17 protein-coding genes are annotated in these 19,669 nt (G+C 35.9%); 9 read left to right on the forward strand and 8 right to left on the reverse strand.

The window, feature by feature from the left end; translation table 11 throughout:
* The first annotated feature begins 61 nt into the window (after positions 1-61).
* Genes ACQ33O_RS07215 through ACQ33O_RS07230 form a run of 4 tightly spaced genes read left to right on the forward strand, consistent with a single transcriptional unit; the run spans position 62 to position 3,284 of the window.
* Complete coding sequence (locus ACQ33O_RS07215; RefSeq protein ID WP_430994895.1) at positions 62-652, forward strand: TetR/AcrR family transcriptional regulator; 591 nt, start codon at positions 62-64, stop codon at positions 650-652.
* A gap of 5 nt (positions 653-657) precedes the next feature.
* On the forward strand, positions 658-879 hold the full coding sequence (locus ACQ33O_RS07220; protein WP_430994896.1) for a hypothetical protein: 222 nt from the start codon (positions 658-660) through the stop codon (positions 877-879).
* A 10-nt stretch (positions 880-889) separates the two neighbouring features.
* Complete coding sequence (locus ACQ33O_RS07225; protein WP_430994897.1) at positions 890-2,170, forward strand: MFS transporter; 1,281 nt, start codon at positions 890-892, stop codon at positions 2,168-2,170.
* A 13-nt stretch (positions 2,171-2,183) separates the two neighbouring features.
* On the forward strand, positions 2,184-3,284 hold the full coding sequence (locus tag ACQ33O_RS07230) for a hypothetical protein (protein WP_430994898.1): 1,101 nt from the start codon (positions 2,184-2,186) through the stop codon (positions 3,282-3,284).
* Positions 3,285-3,376: 92 nt separating this feature from the next.
* Here ACQ33O_RS07230 and hxpB read toward each other — a convergent pair whose 3' ends face one another.
* Positions 3,377-4,033: a hexitol phosphatase HxpB gene (gene hxpB, locus ACQ33O_RS07235; RefSeq protein WP_430994899.1), complete on the reverse strand. Its 657-nt coding sequence runs from the start codon at positions 4,031-4,033 to the stop codon at positions 3,377-3,379.
* Between the two features lie 95 nt (positions 4,034-4,128).
* Between hxpB and ACQ33O_RS07240 the strand changes: the two genes are divergently transcribed.
* A complete protein-coding gene (locus ACQ33O_RS07240; RefSeq protein ID WP_430994900.1) occupies positions 4,129-4,905 on the forward strand; it encodes a lysophospholipid acyltransferase family protein in 777 nt (258 codons plus the stop codon).
* Positions 4,906-4,915: 10 nt separating this feature from the next.
* On the opposite strand, the gene ACQ33O_RS07245 is transcribed toward ACQ33O_RS07240, so the two are convergent.
* Positions 4,916-5,458, reverse strand: coding sequence for an acyl-CoA thioesterase (locus tag ACQ33O_RS07245; RefSeq protein ID WP_430994901.1), 543 nt, complete (start codon positions 5,456-5,458; stop codon positions 4,916-4,918).
* 70 nt (positions 5,459-5,528) lie between these two features.
* On the opposite strand from ACQ33O_RS07245, the gene ACQ33O_RS07250 reads away from it, so the two are divergent.
* Together ACQ33O_RS07250 and ACQ33O_RS07255 are read left to right on the forward strand one after the other, a co-directional pair.
* Positions 5,529-6,767 (forward strand): proline dehydrogenase family protein, encoded by a 1,239-nt coding sequence (locus ACQ33O_RS07250; protein ID WP_430994902.1) that lies wholly within the window; start codon positions 5,529-5,531, stop codon positions 6,765-6,767.
* Positions 6,768-6,821: 54 nt separating this feature from the next.
* Entirely contained in the window at positions 6,822-7,331 is a 510-nt protein-coding gene (locus ACQ33O_RS07255) for a hypothetical protein (RefSeq protein WP_430994903.1), read from the forward strand.
* Between the two features lie 352 nt (positions 7,332-7,683).
* Here the strand turns inward: ACQ33O_RS07255 and ACQ33O_RS07260 are convergent, their stop codons facing one another.
* Entirely contained in the window at positions 7,684-8,871 is a 1,188-nt protein-coding gene (locus ACQ33O_RS07260) for a hypothetical protein (RefSeq protein ID WP_430994904.1), read from the reverse strand.
* Positions 8,872-8,903: 32 nt separating this feature from the next.
* A complete protein-coding gene (gene guaA, locus ACQ33O_RS07265; RefSeq protein WP_430994905.1) occupies positions 8,904-10,436 on the reverse strand; it encodes a glutamine-hydrolyzing GMP synthase in 1,533 nt (510 codons plus the stop codon).
* A gap of 194 nt (positions 10,437-10,630) precedes the next feature.
* On the opposite strand from guaA, the gene ACQ33O_RS07270 reads away from it, so the two are divergent.
* Positions 10,631-11,128 carry a hypothetical protein gene (locus ACQ33O_RS07270; RefSeq protein ID WP_430994906.1) on the forward strand — a complete coding sequence of 166 codons (498 nt, stop codon included), beginning with the start codon at positions 10,631-10,633 and terminating at the stop codon, positions 11,126-11,128.
* Positions 11,129-11,188: 60 nt separating this feature from the next.
* Here the strand turns inward: ACQ33O_RS07270 and ACQ33O_RS07275 are convergent, their stop codons facing one another.
* The 4 genes from ACQ33O_RS07275 to ACQ33O_RS07290 all read right to left on the reverse strand — a co-directional run bounded on the left by ACQ33O_RS07275 (position 11,189) and on the right by ACQ33O_RS07290 (position 16,945).
* Positions 11,189-12,718 carry a DUF6770 family protein gene (locus ACQ33O_RS07275; RefSeq protein ID WP_430994907.1) on the reverse strand — a complete coding sequence of 510 codons (1,530 nt, stop codon included), beginning with the start codon at positions 12,716-12,718 and terminating at the stop codon, positions 11,189-11,191.
* Between the two features lie 2 nt (positions 12,719-12,720).
* Positions 12,721-14,172, reverse strand: a complete 1,452-nt coding sequence (locus tag ACQ33O_RS07280) for a M48 family metallopeptidase (protein WP_430994908.1) — start codon at positions 14,170-14,172, stop codon at positions 12,721-12,723.
* A 164-nt stretch (positions 14,173-14,336) separates the two neighbouring features.
* Positions 14,337-15,956 (reverse strand): T9SS type A sorting domain-containing protein, encoded by a 1,620-nt coding sequence (locus tag ACQ33O_RS07285; RefSeq protein WP_430994909.1) that lies wholly within the window; start codon positions 15,954-15,956, stop codon positions 14,337-14,339.
* Between the two features lie 89 nt (positions 15,957-16,045).
* On the reverse strand, positions 16,046-16,945 hold the full coding sequence (locus ACQ33O_RS07290) for a S1/P1 nuclease (RefSeq protein ID WP_430994910.1): 900 nt from the start codon (positions 16,943-16,945) through the stop codon (positions 16,046-16,048).
* A 138-nt stretch (positions 16,946-17,083) separates the two neighbouring features.
* On the opposite strand from ACQ33O_RS07290, the gene ACQ33O_RS07295 reads away from it, so the two are divergent.
* A complete protein-coding gene (locus tag ACQ33O_RS07295) occupies positions 17,084-19,648 on the forward strand; it encodes a TonB-dependent receptor (RefSeq protein WP_430994911.1) in 2,565 nt (854 codons plus the stop codon).
* Positions 19,649-19,669 lie beyond the last annotated feature (21 nt).

Below are 19,669 nucleotides of genomic sequence, written 5' to 3' on the forward strand. Positions count from 1 at the left end.
CGTCAGATGAAAAATAAAAAAGTTATAAATAAACAAACATTCATTTATATTTGCATTTCAAATGAGAGTAAGAGACGAAAATAAAGAACAGTTGGTGCGTCAAAAAGCACTTGAAATGCTGGTTAAAGAAGGCTTTAACGGTTTCAGTATGCAAAAATTGGCAAAAGCTGCTAATGTATCACCTGCTACTTTATACATCTACTACAAAGACAAAGACGACCTTATTGTAAAAATTGGGATCGAAGAGGGATTGAAAATGAAAACAGCCGCTTTAAAAGATTTCGATCCGGCAATGCATTTTGAAGAAGGGTTAAGATTGCAATGGAAAAACAGATCCGAGTTTTGGTTGAACAACAGATTATCATACGAGCTCTTCGAATTGCTGAGACAATCATCTTACAAAGAAAAAATTTTCGAATCAATTTTTATCGGCTTTAAAGAAACCATGAAAGCATTTGTAATGAATGCGGTAAAGAATGGAGAATTAAAACCAATGCCCGTAGAAGTTTATTGGTCGATGGCATTTGCACCGCTCAATAATTTAATTCGTTTTCATATTGAAGGAAGAAGTTTAGGCAATATGCCTTTTACTTTTTCGGAAGACCTGATGTGGCAGACCTTCGATCTTGTTATCAAAGCATTAAAACCATAACTGTTATGAGTGTTTCGCCAAACGAGGTATTGGTTTTTAAAACCGATATAAAATTTAAAAAAGACATACAAAAAATTGCTCCTGCACTAACCATTGCCGGAATTACTCAATGGACTATTGACAGAGATGATGTGGACTGCGTATTACGTGTTGTTACGGATTCTTTTTCAGTGAATGATATTATTGAGATCGTATCTGACAATGGGTATACATGCAGCGAACTATAAAAAAATAATTATGCAACAAACAACAACGACAACAACATTCACAGGCTATCAAAAAATGGCCATTGCTATATTGGCATTGATACAATTCGCCGTAGTACTCGATTTCATGGTGCTATCGCCATTAGGAGATGTGCTGATGAAATCGCTTGACATTAGTCCGAAACAATTTGGTTTTACTGTTTCTGCCTATGCATTTAGTGCCGGGATATCTGGTGTGCTGGCAGCAGGCTTTGCCGATAAGTTCGATAGAAAGAAAATGCTTCTGGTGTTTTTCGTAGGCTTTATCGGCGGAACATTGTTTTGTGCTTTAGCAAACAACTATCACACATTACTGTTTGCCCGTATCATCACCGGTTTATTTGGTGGCGTAATTGGCGCTATCTCTATGGCCATTGTAGCAGATATTTTTGCTATGAACCAACGGGGAAGGGTAATGGGTTTTATACAAATGTCATTTGCAGCCAGTCAGGTATTGGGTATCCCTATTGGTTTGTATTTTTCAAATATCTGGGGATGGCATGCACCATTCTTGATGATAGTGATACTAGGATTGCTGGTAGCATTAATGGCCTTGTTTCAATTAAAACCTGTTACAGCTCATTTGGCATTACAATCCGATAAATCGGCTTTTTTGCACCTATGGCATACCGTTACTAATAAAAAATACAGAGTTGGATTTTTAGCAACAGCCTTTTTGTCAACCGGCGGATTTATGATGATGCCTTTCGGTAGTGCGTTCCTGGTAAACAATATAGGTATATTGAATGAGCAATTGCCGCTGATCTTCATGATAACAGGTATAGGTTCTTTGATCATTATGCCGATCATCGGAAAGTTGAGCGACAAAATTGATAAGTTCAAAATATTTGCCGCAGGTTCTCTATGGGCAACTGTAATGGTGATCGTTTATACGCATATGTCTGTAATGCCAATGTGGTTGGTGATTCTTATCAATGTTATTTTGTTTATGGGTATTATGAGTCGAATTGTTCCGGCTACGGCATTGGTATCGGCTATCCCTGAAATGAAAGACAGAGGAGCTTTTATGAGTATCAATGCTTCATTACAACAAATGTCGGGTGGTATTGCAGCGGCTTTTGCAGGAATGGTAGTAGTACAAAAAACAAAATTCAGTCCGTTAGAACATTATGATACCTTGGGGTTTATTGTTGCAGGCTTAATGCTGTTAACCATTTATTTAGTGTACCGAGTGAGTAAGGTTGTGAAAAATAAATATAGTGCTGCTGATAATACGATTAAAATGGAAAAGGATTTAGTTATAGCTGAATAACTAACTTTGCTGAATGGAATTCGAAGATATCATAAATGCAAAACTGTCTAAGGAAGTAGACAGGCCGATGATGAAGAAAGATTCATTTCCGGTGAGTGATGCATTGGCGGGTTATTTGCACAGAAATGATAGGGATATTAATTTACCGATCGTTTATAAAGATCTGCTCAATTATCGATATGCAACTTCATTAAAAGATAAAAACGGAAAGATCACTCACTGGGAAAATGCAGTGTACGATCTGAAGGAAATGGAATTCCTAAATGAAGCATTAATAAAAACCTATGCAATTTTAAAAACAGAAGGCGATCTGAGTTTTAGCAAACATCTTTATGTAGAAAGAATTGATTTCTGCGAATTTGGCAATAGTGTTCCATTCAGAATAAGAATACGCAATCAGGTAAACGACAACTACGATCATTTTTATGTAAAGTCTGCCGATGCTTCCCGTATTTACGGATTGGAACTGGAAGATATGTTGTCACCCAACCGCATAACATTTCTCTATCATAAAAACACTTTGGTTGAAGAGCATATACCCGGAATACCGGGAGATGTCTTTATTGATAATTATTTGAATCTCCCTGAAGCCAATAAAGTACGTATTGCCAAAGAGTTTGTAAAATTTAATGAACGTTGTTTTGCAAGGTTGCTGGGAGATATGCGTAGTTATAATTTTGTGGTAGATATTACGCCTGATATTGAAGACTACCAGTACCGCATACGTGCAATTGATTTTGATCAACAGAGCTACGAAGGAAGAAAGAATTTATACCTGCCACAGTTTTACAAAGAAAATTACGAGTATGTGCAATTGGTGCTGAATACATTAAGTCCTGAAGTGATTGCCCAATATAGGGTAGAAGAGCGTACAACAATGGCTTTAAGAGTAATTGCATCTCGTCGTCGCTTAATGGAATTGCTGAATATTATGAGTAAGGATGAAATATCTGAAAATTATAAGGTTAAGATTTTGAGAGAAGAACTAAATGCTCATTTCGATAATAACTATTTTTCTAAATGCAAAACAATGGGAGAGTTGGTTAAACGACAACTTAAACAAATGTTGCAAAAGCATTTGAATCAGTTTCAGAAGATACAATCAGGGTTTTAAGAGAGCATAGCCCCAAGCTTCTAGCTACAAGGGAGAAGCAAAGAAACTCGATTCAGTATGCTTGTCCCTTGGGGCTTATCCCTTGCAGCTTCTTACAGCCCATGCATCAGCAATTCATTAAAATTTTGCAGCGATGATATTTTAAGATCGGCGGCATTAAATTTAGGATGCTGGCTTTCATGTGGAGCAGGAATTACCACACATTTCATTCTTGCAGCCTTCGCAGCAATTAATCCATTAAAAGAATCTTCAAAGCAAATACATTCGCTTGGATTGCTCCCTAGTTTTGAAGCACAGTTCAAATATACTTCAGGATGAGGTTTGCCATATTGCAGGTCGTCTGCCGAAGAAATAGCCTGTAAATAATTGCCTACGCCTAATTTTTTCACAACAGTGTCGATTACATGATATCCGGAAGAAGTTGCTAACCCGATCTTAAATCTTCTTTCAATAAAAAAATTAAAAATGTGCTCAAGCCCCGGCATGGCTTTGCCCTTTGTTGTGATCTTGTTTGCGACAGTTTCTACAATATCTTTTTCTGCACGGATTGCATTTTCCATTGGTATTTTATAAACAGAGAACCACCAGTTCACAAATTCTTTGGTGCGTAAGCCTGTAGTGGTTGAATATTGTTCTTGTGTGATCTTTATACCATGTTTTGCAAAAACTTCGTCTGTGGCTTCACTCCATAATGGTTCACTATCTATCAGTACACCATCCATATCAAAAATTACTGTATTCAATTTCATAGATACAAAGATAACTCATAGAGAAATATCTATTTGTATTGAGTATTCAATCTAATCAATCTGTACATTTGTGATCAGATTAAACACACTCATACATGGCTGCCTGGTGGGAAAAATTTAAGGAAACAAAACTGGTGAAAGGTACAATTTACGTCATCGTTGGTGTACTTACTTATCCGGGTTTAAATATGATCAACAGATTGAAGATCACCGGTATGGAAAATCTTCAGAAACTCCCCAAAAAAAATGTTTTATTCATCAGTAATCATCAAACTTATTTTGCAGATGTAATTACATTTCTTCATATTTTTTGTGCAGTAAGCTGGCGAAAAAAAAATGGGTTAGGCATTCCTTATTATTTACTATGGCCATTTACAAAAGTTAAATATGTTGCTGCGGAGGAAACGATGAAGAAGAGTTTTATCAGCAGATTATTTATGCTTGCGGGAGCATTAACAGTTAGGCGTACATGGAATGACGGGAGTAAGGAAGTTAGAAGAACATTGGATCCTAGCGACACAAGAAAAATTGAAAGAGCATTGCAAAATAATTGGGTCATTACATTTCCGCAGGGTACCACCAAGCCATTTGCTCCTGGTAGAAAAGGCACAGCCTTTATTATTAAACAACATAAACCCATTGTAATACCTGTTGTTATCAATGGCTTTTGGAGAGCGTTCAATAAAAAGGGGTTGAAGTTTAAAAAAACAGGTGTGCTCTTATCCGTAAGATTTAAAGAACCCATGCAAATAAACTACAACGATACCACCGAAGCAATATTAGCACAGATCATGGATGCAATTGAACAAAGTAAAGAGCACATGTTCAAGGGAAAACATCATAAGCCAGTTGTTGAAACCAAAGTATCTTGAGTTGAAAGTACTATCCGTTGTCCGTAGTCGGTTGTCTATCGTCTGTTAGAAACAGTGCCTTTAACTCATCCGCATCCTGCGGTTTCATCTTTCCACCTAATATCAATCTTAGCTGTCTTCTTCTCAAAGCACCGGCATACAATCTTTTTTCTTCGTCTGTTTCAGGAATTAATTCATTTGTTATAGCCTGTGGTTTATTTTTTTCATTCAATGAAACAAAGGTCATAAACGCTTCATTACTCTTGTAACGATGTTTGCCAATGGCATCTTCTCCCCAAACTGTAAGATGCACTTCCATACTTGTCTTAAATGTTCTTGTCAATTTGGCTTCAATATGTACCACATTGCCCAAACGTATCGGGTTTTCAAAAGAGATATTATCTACAGACGCTGTAACACAGGCTGTTTCTGTATGTTTCATTGTAGCCAATGCCGCCGCAATATCCATCCAATACATTAATCTACCTCCCATTAAGTTGCCCAAATGATTGGTATCATTCGGCATTACCAGTTCAGTCATAACTACCAGCGATTCGGATGCTTTCTTTTCCATACAATTACTTTTTATCAAAGATAGGCAGCTTTAATTTATTTGGTAATTCGTTTTGATTGATGCAACTTAGATGACAATTTTTTTTATGGTGTCGTTCGACAATACTGAATTAGCTTTTGCATATAAAACAACAGCCGAATTAAAAAAAGCCAATTTCCTCTTTTCATCAATGGGTAAACCATGGCTTGTTAATGTCGGATTAAAATTAATTCCAACGGCCATTAAATGGAATTTACCTTTTACAAAAAAGATCATTCGCAATACCATCTTTCAACAATTTGTTGGCGGTGAAACTTTGTCTGAAACTGCGGTGGTAGCTGATAGATTAGAAAATTATGGCGTACAGGTAATACTGGATTACGGGGTTGAAGGAGGTGAAGACGGCGAAGCAGGGTTTGATCATTCAACCGAAGAGTTTATCAGAGTGATCGATTATGCTGCAACGCAATCCAATATTCCTTTTATGAGTATAAAGGTTACAGGATTTGCACGTTTTGGGTTATTAGAAAAATTAGATAGCTCGATGAATGCTAATTCAGGTACACTGATGAAAAGATATTTGCAGGCTGTTGAAAAACTTTCTCCAGAAGAAAAAAATGAATGGCATGCAGTAAGATCACGGATGCTAAAACTTTGTGAGGTTGCTGCGAATAAGAAGATCGGTATACTGGTAGATGCAGAAGAAACCTGGATACAGGACCCGGTAGATGCATTAACCATTTTAATGATGGATACTTTTAACAAAGGTCGTTCGGTGATTTATAACACAGTTCAACTGTACAGGCACGACAGGTTAAAATTTTTGCATGATATGTATGAAGCGGCTACAGAACGAGATTTTACGCTTGGCGTTAAAATTGTAAGAGGAGCGTATATGGAAAAGGAGCGGAGCAGAGCTGCAGAAATGAATTACCAATCTCCTATACAACCTGATAAAGCCGCCTGCGATAAAGATTACAATGCAGCAGTAGATTTTTGCATTGGTAATCTACACCAGATATCTGTTATTGTAGCATCGCATAACGAACATAGTAATTTGTTCACCATACAGTTGATGCAGGAGAAAAATATCCCACTTGATCATAACCATGTTCATTTTTCGCAATTGTATGGAATGAGCGATAATATTACTTTTAATTTAGCAGCCGCCGGTTGCCGGGTAAGTAAGTATTTACCCTTTGGACCGATAAAAGATGTGATCCCTTATTTAATGCGTAGGGCCCAGGAAAATACTTCTGTCAGTGGACAAACAGGCCGAGAGTTATTGTTGATAAAAAAGGAATTAAAAAGGCGCAGCATAAAAAACTGAACGATCTTTATAAATTAGATGAATAACCTTTAAATTGTACTAAAATTAATTTTTATGAGTGATACCAATACTTCTACTGATGTTTTAAATTTTGCCGAGGAAGATAATTCCAAGCTTCCGCAAGGTTTAAATATATTGACAATTCTAACTTTTATCGGTTGTGCTTTTGCGTTATTAATAACTGCTGCTACGCCGTTTATTATGAAGATGTCGAAAGAGTTTATGGATAAAGCTTTGAGAATGAGCCAGGATATGACCTCCAAGCAAATAGAAGAAATTGAACGAGGAAAACAAATGATTGAATTAACGCAGCAAAATATAGTACCATTAACCATTGTAGGTTTGATTGGTGTTATTGCTTGTTTTCTTGGAGCTTTATGGATGCGTAAACGCAAAAAGGATGGTTATTGGTTGTATGTTGCCGGTGAAGTGCTGCCAATAGCGGGTAGCTTGATCTTTTTAGGTACTGCACAGTTTGCAGACTGGAAAAGCTATTTTGGGCTAGCCATTCCTGCAATATTTATCATTTTGTATTCAATGCAAAAGAAGTATTTAACCAAGTAAGTGTTGGTAGTAGCAAATGAGTTTACAAGCTGTTTAACATGCAACGAAGAGAAATAATTCTTATTTCATTTCTTTTGTTGATATCCTGTAATGTGTATGCTGAAGGGCAGGCAGGACTGGATACACTTATACTGCTTGTCTATACATTTTTCATTTTATTATACACATTAATAGGTGGTCTGATTATAAAAGCTATTTCAGTTTTTATAAAAGTAAAGAAGCCAAAGACTATTTGGTTTTGTTTTGGAATTGCATTTTGTGTAGTGGTCTTATTATTTGCAATAGTAGGGGATAGTATTATTCCCTTTTAATGATCGAATTTTGTTGAGCGGTTACCGCACATTTCGCTTTGTTACCAAGCCTTTGATATACTACCATTCAGTATTTTCACGAAATACAAATGCTTGTTTTCAAAATAATCCGGTATCGTATTTTCTTTTTTCAATTTTACAGGATGGAAATTATATTCTGTAAATACTTTAAAGGTTTTGTCATTTATATGACTCATAAAATCATTCGGATTTTTGGCCAATAATTTTGTGAACAGATAAGCACATTCGAAACCTTTGAATGCCATGTCGCTTGGTTTCCCTTTATACTTTTTTAGAAATGCATTGGTAATGATCTTGCTGTAATTATCCTGTTTGGTATTGAAGTATGGCGAAGTGAAATAGATGGGAAAATCTTTATATTCTTCTTTCGTTACTAAAGATTTAAATCCATCCCAATTGGGCATACCGATCAGCGTTAGTTGATATGTTTTGTTTAGATCATAACAAGTAGAGGCTAAGTTGCTTGCAAAACTTTCATCCAAACTGCCACCTATTATTACCGTTTGCCTTGTAGAGTCTAATTTAAATGCGGATGTTTTAATAGTGCTATCAAAATTCAGTATCTGAATATCAAGGAAATTTCTTCCATCTTGTTCATTCAGGTCTTTGAAATAGGCTGCAACTTTATCTTCCTGTGTGCCTTTTTTTCTACAAAGAATGATCTTATCTGTGCCATGGTTTTGTAAAATATAACTGAATATGGCTTCACAATGGGCTTTTAAAGTCGAATTAACTACAACTACAAAAGGGTTTGCGGTAATACCTCCATCATTTGGATAAGTTGCAGAAATAAAGGGAATATTTTTTCTAAGAGCAAAATCTGCTAATTGTTTGTATTCGAAATCTTTAACTGAGCCAATGATCAGATCGAGTTTATCTAAACTTTTGTTGCTGATCAAAGTAGGTATAGGTGTGGTATAAGATTTTGTATCGTAAATAAAAGCCTGGGCATTTGCATTCCAAAGCTTCATTGAGTCAAAAGCCGTTTCAGCCCCTTGAACAAAATCAATTCCGGGCAATACAAATTTTGGAATGCCTTGCTTATACCTGAAATTACCTGAAGTGCTGAACAGTGAATCCAAATAGAGCGGAGCAAAAACACCAACATTATAGGTTTTAAGTACAGGTACAGAATCTGTTTGTGCAATTAATTTATTATTACAAAAAATACTTGCTGCAAAAAGTAAAACCAATAGCCATCTTTTCATAACCTTAAACCTTTAAACGTGTTAAACCTTTTTTATTCCCATTCAATTGTTGCCGGCGGTTTGCTGCTGATATCATAAACAACCCTGTTAATACCGGGAACATTATTGATTATTTCATTGGATATATTAGCCAAAAATTCATACGGTAAGTGTGCCCAGTCAGCGGTCATCCCATCAATTGAAGTTACGGCTCTTAAAGCTACGGTAAATTCATATGTTCTTTCATCACCCATAACACCAACACTCTTTACCGGTAGTAAGATTGTTCCTGCCTGCCAAACGGTTGCATACAAACCGGCTTTTTTTAAGCCATTTATATATATCGCATCTGCATCCTGCAATAAACGTACCTTTTCTTCAGTAATTTCTCCCAAAATTCTAATGGCTAAGCCCGGCCCCGGGAATGGATGTCGGGAAATCATCTCATCAGGAATCCCCAATTCTTTTCCAACCTTTCTTACTTCATCTTTAAAAAGATATCGGAGTGGTTCTACCAGCGACAATTTCATTGTGTCTGGCAGTCCACCTACGTTGTGGTGTGATTTGATCGTAGCCGATGGGCCATGTACCGAAATGGATTCGATCACATCCGGGTATATTGTTCCTTGACCCAGCATTTCAATACCTTCTAATTTTTTTGCTTCCTCATCAAAAATTTCAATAAATCCACCGCCGATGATCTTTCTTTTTTCTTCTGGATCAGATTTGCCGGCAAGACGACCGTAAAAATGATCTTTTGCATCAACACCTTTTACGTTTAAGCCTAACCGTTGGTAGGTGGCAATAACTGATTCAAACTCGTTTTTTCTAAGTACACCATTGTCTACGAAAATACCAAACAGATTCTTACCGATCGCTTTATGGATCAGCGTAGCTGCTACAGTGCTGTCCACGCCACCACTTAAAGCCATGATCACTTTCTTGTCGCCTATCTGTTTCTTCAATGCTTCTACAGTGTCTGTTATAAAGTGAGCCGGGGTCCAGTCTTGTGTACAACCACAGATATTTACCAAAAAGTTTTTAATGATAATTTTTCCTTCGGTAGAATGATATACTTCAGGATGAAATTGTAAGCCATATAATGGATTCCCTTCAGTCGTTCTCTTAAACGCTGCTACCGGAATACTTTCCGTAGTTCCTAAAACTTCAAAACCGGCAGGTAGTTCTTTGATGCTATCGCTATGACTCATCCATACTTGTGATGCCGGAGAAATATCCTGCAATAAAATATCTTGCTTTTGTATTTGTAAACTGGCTCTGCCGTATTCTCTTTTAGCACTTTTATCTACTCTACCGCCAAATAGTTTTGCAGTTAATTGAGCGCCATAGCAAACACCCAAAACAGGCAATTTATCTGCCATTGCTTTTACATCAACGATCAAAGCTTTTTCTTCATTTACAGAAAATGGAGAGCCGGAAAGAATGATACCTTTTAAAGAAGGATCATAAACAATTTCTTTATTATAAGGGGTTATTTCGCAATAAACATTTGCCTCTCTAACGGCACGGGCAATCAATTGGGTATATTGCGAACCAAAATCAAGAATTAAAATTTTCTCTGTCATAGGACTGCGAAGGTAATATTTAGTTTTCAGTTGCCGATTTGGAATTTTTGTAACAAGTAGAGATTGTAATTTCTTTAGTGTATAGGTATTCAAACCAACAAAATTTTATAATTTCATCATATAACTGCAAGTATCATCTAAACAGAACCCATATGAAATTTAAGTGCATTTTCCTTTTGGCTAATCTACTTGTAATGTCTTTCATCATGTATGCTCAGTCATCCAAAACCGAGACAGTGCCTGACAGAGTTTTTTTAGGCCTTGGGGCCGGTTTAGACTATGGGGGATTTGGTTTAAGATCTGAGTTTGTAATTACCAAAAATGTCAGCATTTTTGGTGGGGCAGGCTATAACCTTGTGGATGTGGCATATAATGTTGGCGCCATCTATAATTTTTTACCGGATAAAAGAGTCTGCCCTACATTTCTGGCCATGTATGGTTATAATGCTGCATTAAAATTTAAAGACAGGCCGGATCTTTCCAAAACATATTACGGGTTTAACCTGGGAGTGGGTTGCCAAATAAAAGACAGAGATTTTAAGAACAGATGGGCTATAGAAGTTTTATTGCCTTTTAGGAGCGATGCATTTGAAAAAGATTATGATTATTATAAACCTATTTTAGAAAGCAAACTATTGCCTATAACAATTACCATCGGTAGAAATTTTGCTCTTCGGAAGAGATCTAAATAACCGCAATAAAAAAACTCAATCATTACGATTGAGTTTTTTTATTTATTGTTAAACTAACTATTAATTTACTTTTTCCAAATTAGTAGTGATCTGTTTTTCTTTAGAATTGTATTTCATGATCATTACATAACCAGGTTTACCACGTAAAACATAATAAGATACTTTCTTTTCTTTTTCCAAACTAAAGCGTTTAGTTGTGTAGCCTTTTTTCTCATCAATAGTTAAGGCAACTGTGCCATACTTTTCTTCTCCGAAAGAACCTTTTGCCAAAATGGTTTTGTTTCTTCCGTCTAAACCTTCGTCTGTGTACATATATCCAAAGCTGTGCGAATAAGTTAATATACGAGCCATTAATCCAATTGGTAAACCATCTGTAGGCATTGGTACTCTTTCTTTGTCTTTTTCGATTTTTTCAAGAGATTTTGCTTTCAGGTCAGTGCCGAGTCTTAGTAAAAACATATCTTCAATTGTGGCCTGAGCAGCTGATGCATTTCCTTTCGATAATAATTTCATTGCCATGCCACCGGCACTTACCGTTTTTCTGAAGAACTCACCTACAAGTACCATACTACCATCTTGCATCATTAAAATGTCATGAGCTTTTATGTAGCCATCTTCTGATTTACTTGCACTTTTCATTTCAAGTACACTGCTTAGATCATTCTGGTAATTAAAATCTTTTATAGTTTTTATTTCACCTGTTAGATCATTTAATTCTCCAATGCTGAAGCCTATAGGTTTTGCATTGGCGAATTTGGCTTCTGCATTGGCCATTGTAGAAACAATTTTTAATTTATTGTCTGTACTTTTTTTGATCAACATTGGTTCGTAAGTAATGCCGTTAATATCCATTGGCTTTTTAAATAATTGTTTTCCGTCGGCAACACTAAGTCCAACTAAAAATATTTCTGCATCTCTTGCCATCACACTTCCTCTATCCATTTCGAAGAAAAGAATAGTATTAGGTGTTGTTGCCAATAAGTATAGATCGGCTCTATCTCCCTTATCGGCAGTGATATTTTTTTCCCATTTAAGTTTTCCGTTCACATCTATCATCTGTACATCTATACCGCCGGTTTTAGCTTTGCTCTGATAAACAGTAACAAATCCTTTGCCTTCAATATTGTCTGTACCATCATAGATCATTTCCATTTGTGCTGCCACAGCTGCACCAAACATTCCTTTTTTTACTTTTTCCGGATCGTAAGGAACCATGCCGGTTTCTTTACCTTTCAGGTCGAACACTTTTACAAATCTTGTGAAATCGCTGTATTTATCTTCGTCATAAAAACTAAGTAATAAATGACTCGACTCATATACAGCTCTTACAAGTAATAAATCTTTTCCCCCTTCAAATTCGTTACTGCCAATCTCTTTTAAATTTTCATCCAAGATGGATAATCTGTATAATGCAGATTTTTTCATTTTATCTATCTTGTAAAAAAGAGCATAGCCGACAATTTGTTTGTTGTTGGTAATTTCTACTGAACTCTGCAGTTCTACATCAACAACATTGTCGAATACTTTGCTTTGAGAAAAAACATTGAAGCAAACGAAGAACGTTAGCAATGTTAAGGTGATTTTTTTCATGGTCATTTTTTTTGAATTAAGTATTGATATTTGCTTTTGGGGAATTTATTTAAAAAACTTTCATAAGCCGAATTTGCATCTTTCATTTTTATTTGTGTGTTATACATCAGGTCTGCAAATAAATAATCTTCGGAGTTGGTATCTACTTTGTATTTTAAAAAGTGTAAAGCAAGCTTTTCTAGATCGGCAGTATTAGCTGCAAATAAATAATCTTGTGTTTCTTTGAGATTAGATTCTCTTTCTGCATCGGCATTAGCTCCACTGAAACGTGCCAGGCGTTTATCATCATCATACAGTTTTGAAAAACATAGCGATAGAAATCGATTGTACACAACAGGGTCGTAGTTGTTTTTTATAGCAATTAAAGATAAATGAATGCACCACCCCAGGGAATTATTTTCATAAAGATATCTCACCGTTTCAAGCATGGCATTTTCTTTATAGGCAGCATATGAACTATTTAATTCTGTACAACAAACAATTGATGCAGTATCGGTGTTCCCTGTTATGGTCTTGTATCTTTTAATACAATCCGGGTGCGTTTTTATTGAATCGAAATCTTTATCAGCATTCATTTCTACATTCATAGAAGATAAACCATTGTACTTTGGTTTTACATTGAAGTGAGAAAGGTCAATACCTGTATTTTCTAAATATTCTTTTAGTGTGTATAGTTTTTTTGATTTAAAAATATCGTCGGTATTATCTAGTTTCAATAAGATCTTTGCCCCCTTGTTAACATCGTAACCGGCATTTTTTATTAGTACGGCACCGAGGCTGTCTGCTTCGCTTTCTTTGTAGGTACTATGCTTGCCAGATTCAATATTAAGATCTTTCATCAATTCACGAAAACGAGAGTATTTGCCTTCATTAGATTTTTTAATATCCTTCAGTTCTTCCTTAAAATCCTCGGAAGTAAGCATAGCGATACTTTTTTCAATTTTTCTGTCAGAATGTTTGAGTAGTTGATGTGCTAATTCGTGTGCAATTACCATTGCCAGTTCATCATCATTATCTACCCAAAAAAATAAACCGAGGTTGATCATGATCGTGCCTTCTCCATAACATACGGCATTGGCTATTACCGACCGATTGATGTATAGTGTAATAGAATCGAAATTGTAGTTCCTGTTAGCAGCCATAATTCTTCTGAAAATATCATTGCATTTTGTCAGAAGAAATGAATCATACACCACTTTGTTTTCTTTAAATGCATATTGAAGACTTTTGTTTCTGTCAGACAATATTTCTTTATACCATGCCTGTGCTGATTTGTCATCATACTTTTTAGAAACCTTGAACTTTTCTAACTGAGCAATCTTTTCCTTGTATTTTGTGGCACTTAATTCGCCAAAGCTAAAACTATTGCCTTGAGCAAAAGATTGAATGGATAAGATAGAAAAGAATATTGCAACGAAAAACTTCGTGTATGCGTTAGTTTGTGGGCAATACATTATCAGTAGGTGGTAATTTTCCGTAAACCTAATGTTTTTTTTAGAACAATGTTTACAAGAGAGTTAAATTAACTGTATTTTTTGATTTACCTGATTGTGTTTTCGGTATACAAAAAAGCCCAATCAACGATTGGGCTTTTTTAATAATATGGTATATTATGGTATTACTGAACAGATATTTTTTTAGTGGTAATATTTGTTCCGTCAATAACTTTTACAAAATAAATACCTTTTGCCATACCGTTAGTTGGTATTGATATGGTAGAAAGAGCCGATGATTCAGAACGAACAAGTTTACCATTGATATCACTGATTCTAACAATAGTGTTTGTTCCGTTATTTTTAGAAATATACACATTGATAAAGTCTCTAGCCGGATTAGGAGTTACCATTACTTTGTAGTTAGTACTGAATAAAACTTTTCTAATATCAGACATTGTATAAGTTCCATCTTCGCTAACTTGTTTTAAACGATAGTAGTTGAAACCATTCAATGGGGTATTGTCAGTTATTGTATAATTCAAAATTGAATTGCTTGTACCTGCAGCAGCTACAGTTGAAACTTCTGACCATGTTGATCCATCAGGGCTACGTAATACAATAAATGATTTTGTGTTAGATTCTTGTTCAGTTACCCAGTTAAGTGTAACAGAAGAAGTTTTCTTTTGAGTAGTGAATCCACTCAATTTTACAGGTTGCGTTGCCAATTCAGGAGCAAAAGCAATACCTCTGAAACCAGTACCACTTGGAGCAGAAGCTATTTCAGTAAAGGTAGAAGCTGCACCGGCATCAACGCCTACGGCAATTTTGTTTTGTGATGTACCTGTTGTAGTAACATACAAAGTAGGGTTCGTAGTTGTCCAATCAACAACAACACCTCTTGCACCAGAGGCTGTAGCTCCGGCACCTGTAGTTAATCCTGAATTTAATGTATAGGCAAGTGACCATGTACCTGCACTTAAAGTCCACTTTTGAATACCGCCACCTGAAGCTGAAGCTCTATCATCTGCAACATAGATAACATCACCTGCAGGGTTCATATCAAAGGCATATGGGCTTGGGCCGGAAGCAACCGGAAAGCCGGGTAAAATAGTTGATGCATTACCAGCAGTTGTTGGAACACCTGTTCCTACTGAACTAACGCCAAAAAATGTTCCTGAGCCTGATGTTGCATACAACTGGTTGTTATAGATACTAACCGCTCTTGTATTTGACAAACCGGTATTTACCAAAACAGATGTTGTTGATCCTTTCGTAGTATATCTAATACCTGCAGTAGCACCTTGGCCACTACCTCCGTTACCGGATGTAAAGATATCTGTACCATTTGTACTAGCTGCACCTCTGATATTGCTACCATTATACGCATCTCCCATTCTTGTTGAAAGATCTACTGCAGAAGTTTTATCAATAACTGCAACAACTCTGGCTATAGTAGCAGCAGTAGCCGTGTTTGGAGTAGCCGTACCTGTTATCGTGCCATATCCTGCAACTACAATAACGCTCTTATCTGTTGATCTTGAAATAAAGCCTTCTGAAGAGGCAGATCCTGCAAAAGTGATCGGATTAGTTACCGTATCTAAGTAGAACGACTGTACCAATGTTCCTGATTTGGTATATTCTTCAATCGAACCTGCAGTAGCAGAGCCACTGATTGTGCTTCCGTTACCAAGACGTAGCACTACCAGATTTCCTGTAGTGAAAGGAACGCCGGTATGGGTAAACTGAGCAGAAGCCGCTGCAAAAGTGAAAGCAGTTAAAAAAGTTAAGTAAATTTTCTTCATAGTAGTTTTATTTAATTTATCAAATGTAAAAAAAAATAACGAGACTTTATAGTAAAGATGCAGTTCATTATCAAAATGTTGCCCCGTTTTTAGAAACAATCATCCCCGTGCTCAACCATAAATGGGTAAGGCAATGATTTTTCGTCGTTTTTAAGTGCTACATAATTGTAATAATTAAAATAATCATCGTACCCAAAATTGGTTGCCGTTTCATTCTTGCCGGGGTTAAAAATTTGCTTTAAAACACTCGCAAGCCTTAATCCTCCTCTTAATAATTGTTTTGTGATGATTGGAGACATATTATCCAGATAAGGCTTATCGAGCAAACCATTTTTGAAATTGTATGCAGTGTCTAAATATGATCTTGATTCTTTATACCATCCCAACACATCTATTTTTTTAATTGCTTTGATCTCATCTTTGCCTAATGAATCGTAAAGCTTGATGCAATCGGAAAAATTGATCGGGAAATAATCTATGATCTGTGTGTCCCAAACACTGTGCAAATTACCGGAAACGAATGGAGAATGGATGCTGATGGCGTTACCACCCTTATCCGATGCATATCCGCAATGTAGTGGCTGGTGTAGGTCTCCGATCAAATGGAACAATAATTTAAGGTCCCTGTTGATATCTTTTTTCTTCATTCCATTTACTTTCTCTAACTCTTTTAATGCAGAATATATAACCGTCAGCATATTTCTGTCGGGTGTAACTTTGATCTCTTCTCCTTTTTCCAGATCGAAATAATGCCATGAACGCATATAATCATAATAACTATTGCCTTTACTTTCGTCCATCCAGTTGGCAGCCTCCTGAATAGTAAGGTTGCCTAAATATTTTTGAACAAGCGCTTTTGTGGTGTCATCTAAAAAATGAAAGGCTATTTCCGCCACTAAACCATGGCCTTTAGCCCCCCAGGCAAAAGATTTAGCAGGAATTGCAAAAATAGAAGCAGCAAAAATGATAGAAAGGATGCCTTTTTTCATGAAATGTTATTTATACAAATGTAATGTAATTTCAAAATAGCTCAATCTGATAAAAACATTATTTCTACATTATTTTTATATTATCGAGTTATTTCTAACAAATTAACATTATTTTTGACTTTCCTTTAAATTTTTTTTATGATTAAACTGAAATGTGCTCTATTGATATTCTTGCTGAATTTTGGAGTAACATCACTGATTTTTGCTCAGGATGTCCCTCAAAGATCAAGTGCATCTACCGATACTTCAATTGTTGATGAAATCAAAGATCTTTCTACCGATAACATACCAGTGGTATCTTTAGATGAAAGTGATGGTAATGATGCTAACGTACAAAATGCACCTGTACAAGGTAACTCTTTCAGAGATGTTTTTTATAGTGCCGCTCGTTACAATTTTGGAGCTGTTAGGTTTCGTCTAAGAGGGTATAACTCTAATTTATCTGATACATATATGAATGGAGTACCGGTTGAAAATTTAGAGAATGGATTTACTCCTTATCAATTATGGGGTGGTTTACCTAGTGTTACCAGGTACACTGAAAATTTACCGGGTTTACAAGCTAATAAATACGCATTTGGAAATGTTGGTGGAGTTTATGCAATTGACGCAAGAGCTTCTCGACAAAGAAAAGGAACCAATTTTGGTTATACTGTATCTAATCGTAACTATGTCCATCGTTTTACAGTAAATCATTCAACAGGCTTTAATAAGAAAGGATGGGCATTTAGCTTCGCTGGTTCTCGTCGTTGGGCAGATGAAGGATATGCGGATGGAACTTATTATGATGGTTGGTCAGGTTATGTTGGTATAGATAAAAAAGTCGATGACCAAAATATATTGTCGTTTATAGCTTTGTATGCACCAACTGAAACCGGAAGACAAGGTACTGCAGTGCAAGAAGCTTTTGGTATAACTGGTAATGAATTTTATAATCCATTATGGGGTTATCAGAAAGGTAAAAAAAGAAATGCAAGTGTTACTACAACAAAACAACCTGTATTTATTGTTTCGCAAGATTTGAAGATTAACAAAAAAACATCTTTACAAACTGCTTCCTCAATAATGTTTGGTCGCAGAAGTATTACCGGTTTAGACTGGTATAATGCACCTGATCCTCGCCCGGATTATTACAGGTACTTACCAAGTTACAATGCAGAAGATCCAGGATTGTATCAGCAAATTTTAAATCAATGGCAAACAAATACCAATGTTAGCCAAATCAATTGGCATAGACTATACGATGTAAATCGTAGCCAATACGATTCAATATATAATTTGAACAACGAATTGATAGGTAAGGGTAAAAGATCAAGATATATTTTAGAAGAAAGGGTTACAAAAGCTACCACTTTTAATTTTAATACTACTTTAAATTCTAAAATTAACAAGCATATTGATTTTACGGCAGGGCTTACTTATCAATACCTGCACAACCATTACTTCAAGGAAGTAAATGATTTGTTGGGTGGAGATTTTTATGTAAATGTTAATCAGTTTGCAGAAAGAACCTTTGGAACCGGAGGTACTTCATCTATCAACAATCTGAATAATACCAATACAATAGTACACGAGGGAGATGTTTTCGGATACAACTATGCAATGAATATTCATAAAGCAACAGCTTGGGCACAAGCTGTTTTCAAGTATAAAAAATTGAATTTCTTTTTAGCTGGTAGTGGTGGGATAAGCAGTTTTTACAGGGTAGGATATTATAAGAGCGGCTTATTCCCTGACAATTCTTTCGAAAGATCAACAGTCAATGAATTTGGCAACTACGCAGGAAAGGCAGGTGTTTCGTATAAAGCAAATTACCGTAATTATTTTTACGTAAATGCTTCTTACACCGCTCAGGCTCCTAATTTCGAAGATGTTTATTTATCTCCAAGAACAAGAGATATCACACAAAGTAATTTAACTACCGAAAAAATTGCCTCTATAGAAGGCGGTTATGAGTACACTAGCCCTGGTTTTAAATTTAGAACTACGGGTTATTTTACAGAGTTCAAAGATGGGGTAGAGCAGTTCTCATTTTATAATGATCTAAGTCAAGCCTTTGCCAATGTTTCCATGAGCAATATTCAAAGAAAGAATATGGGAGTTGAAATTGGTACTGAGGTCATAGTGGCAAAAGGATTATCGCTTACAGGAGCTGCTTCAATTGGCAGATATCGATTCAGCAATCGCCCTACACTTATTGGTACAAATGATAACTCTACTGAAGTGATCATGAACGAGATAGTTTATCAGGAAAATTTCCATACAGGAGATCCTGAAGAAGTTTACTCGGCAGGGTTCAACTACAGATCACGTAACTATTGGGGCTTTGGAGCTAACTTTAATTATTTTGATGGTATGTATACAAGATTTAGCCCTATACGTAGAACTGCAAGCGCAGTGAATGGTGTAGAATATGATAGTAAATTATGGCATGATATATTAGATCAAACCAAGATCAAAGCACAGCATACTTTAGATCTTCATGCCAACTGGTCTTTAAAATTAAATCGCTCATTTATTAAAAAAACATCCTTCTTGTCTTTTAGTCTTAATGTAAATAATATTTTAAACAATAAACAAGTTGTACAATCTTCATTTGAGCAACTTCGTTTTGATGACGAAAAAGACCCACAAAAATTCCCAATCAAACAAAGCTATGCGTATGGCATAAACTTTGGATTTACAGTGGGGTATAGATTCTAAATATTACAAAAATTTTAAAAT

This window comes from Ferruginibacter sp. SUN002, from assembly GCF_050611725.1.
GTDB lineage: Bacteria > Bacteroidota > Bacteroidia > Chitinophagales > Chitinophagaceae > Ferruginibacter.

Bases quoted from the DNA above. Each gene is read 5' to 3' on its own strand.
- ACQ33O_RS07215 (WP_430994895.1), top strand. From the start codon at position 62: ATGAGAGTAAGAGACGAAAATAAAGAACAGTTGGTGCGTCAAAAAGCA.
- ACQ33O_RS07220 (WP_430994896.1), top strand. From the start codon at position 658: ATGAGTGTTTCGCCAAACGAGGTATTGGTTTTTAAAACCGATATAAAA.
- ACQ33O_RS07225 (WP_430994897.1), top strand. From the start codon at position 890: ATGCAACAAACAACAACGACAACAACATTCACAGGCTATCAAAAAATG.
- ACQ33O_RS07230 (WP_430994898.1), top strand. From the start codon at position 2,184: ATGGAATTCGAAGATATCATAAATGCAAAACTGTCTAAGGAAGTAGAC.
- hxpB (WP_430994899.1), bottom strand. From the start codon at position 4,033: ATGAAATTGAATACAGTAATTTTTGATATGGATGGTGTACTGATAGAT.
- ACQ33O_RS07240 (WP_430994900.1), top strand. From the start codon at position 4,129: ATGGCTGCCTGGTGGGAAAAATTTAAGGAAACAAAACTGGTGAAAGGT.
- ACQ33O_RS07245 (WP_430994901.1), bottom strand. From the start codon at position 5,458: ATGGAAAAGAAAGCATCCGAATCGCTGGTAGTTATGACTGAACTGGTA.
- ACQ33O_RS07250 (WP_430994902.1), top strand. From the start codon at position 5,529: ATGACAATTTTTTTTATGGTGTCGTTCGACAATACTGAATTAGCTTTT.
- ACQ33O_RS07255 (WP_430994903.1), top strand. From the start codon at position 6,822: ATGAGTGATACCAATACTTCTACTGATGTTTTAAATTTTGCCGAGGAA.
- ACQ33O_RS07260 (WP_430994904.1), bottom strand. From the start codon at position 8,871: ATGAAAAGATGGCTATTGGTTTTACTTTTTGCAGCAAGTATTTTTTGT.
- guaA (WP_430994905.1), bottom strand. From the start codon at position 10,436: ATGACAGAGAAAATTTTAATTCTTGATTTTGGTTCGCAATATACCCAA.
- ACQ33O_RS07270 (WP_430994906.1), top strand. From the start codon at position 10,631: ATGTCTTTCATCATGTATGCTCAGTCATCCAAAACCGAGACAGTGCCT.
- ACQ33O_RS07275 (WP_430994907.1), bottom strand. From the start codon at position 12,718: ATGAAAAAAATCACCTTAACATTGCTAACGTTCTTCGTTTGCTTCAAT.
- ACQ33O_RS07280 (WP_430994908.1), bottom strand. From the start codon at position 14,172: ATGTATTGCCCACAAACTAACGCATACACGAAGTTTTTCGTTGCAATA.
- ACQ33O_RS07285 (WP_430994909.1), bottom strand. From the start codon at position 15,956: ATGAAGAAAATTTACTTAACTTTTTTAACTGCTTTCACTTTTGCAGCG.
- ACQ33O_RS07290 (WP_430994910.1), bottom strand. From the start codon at position 16,945: ATGAAAAAAGGCATCCTTTCTATCATTTTTGCTGCTTCTATTTTTGCA.
- ACQ33O_RS07295 (WP_430994911.1), top strand. From the start codon at position 17,084: ATGATTAAACTGAAATGTGCTCTATTGATATTCTTGCTGAATTTTGGA.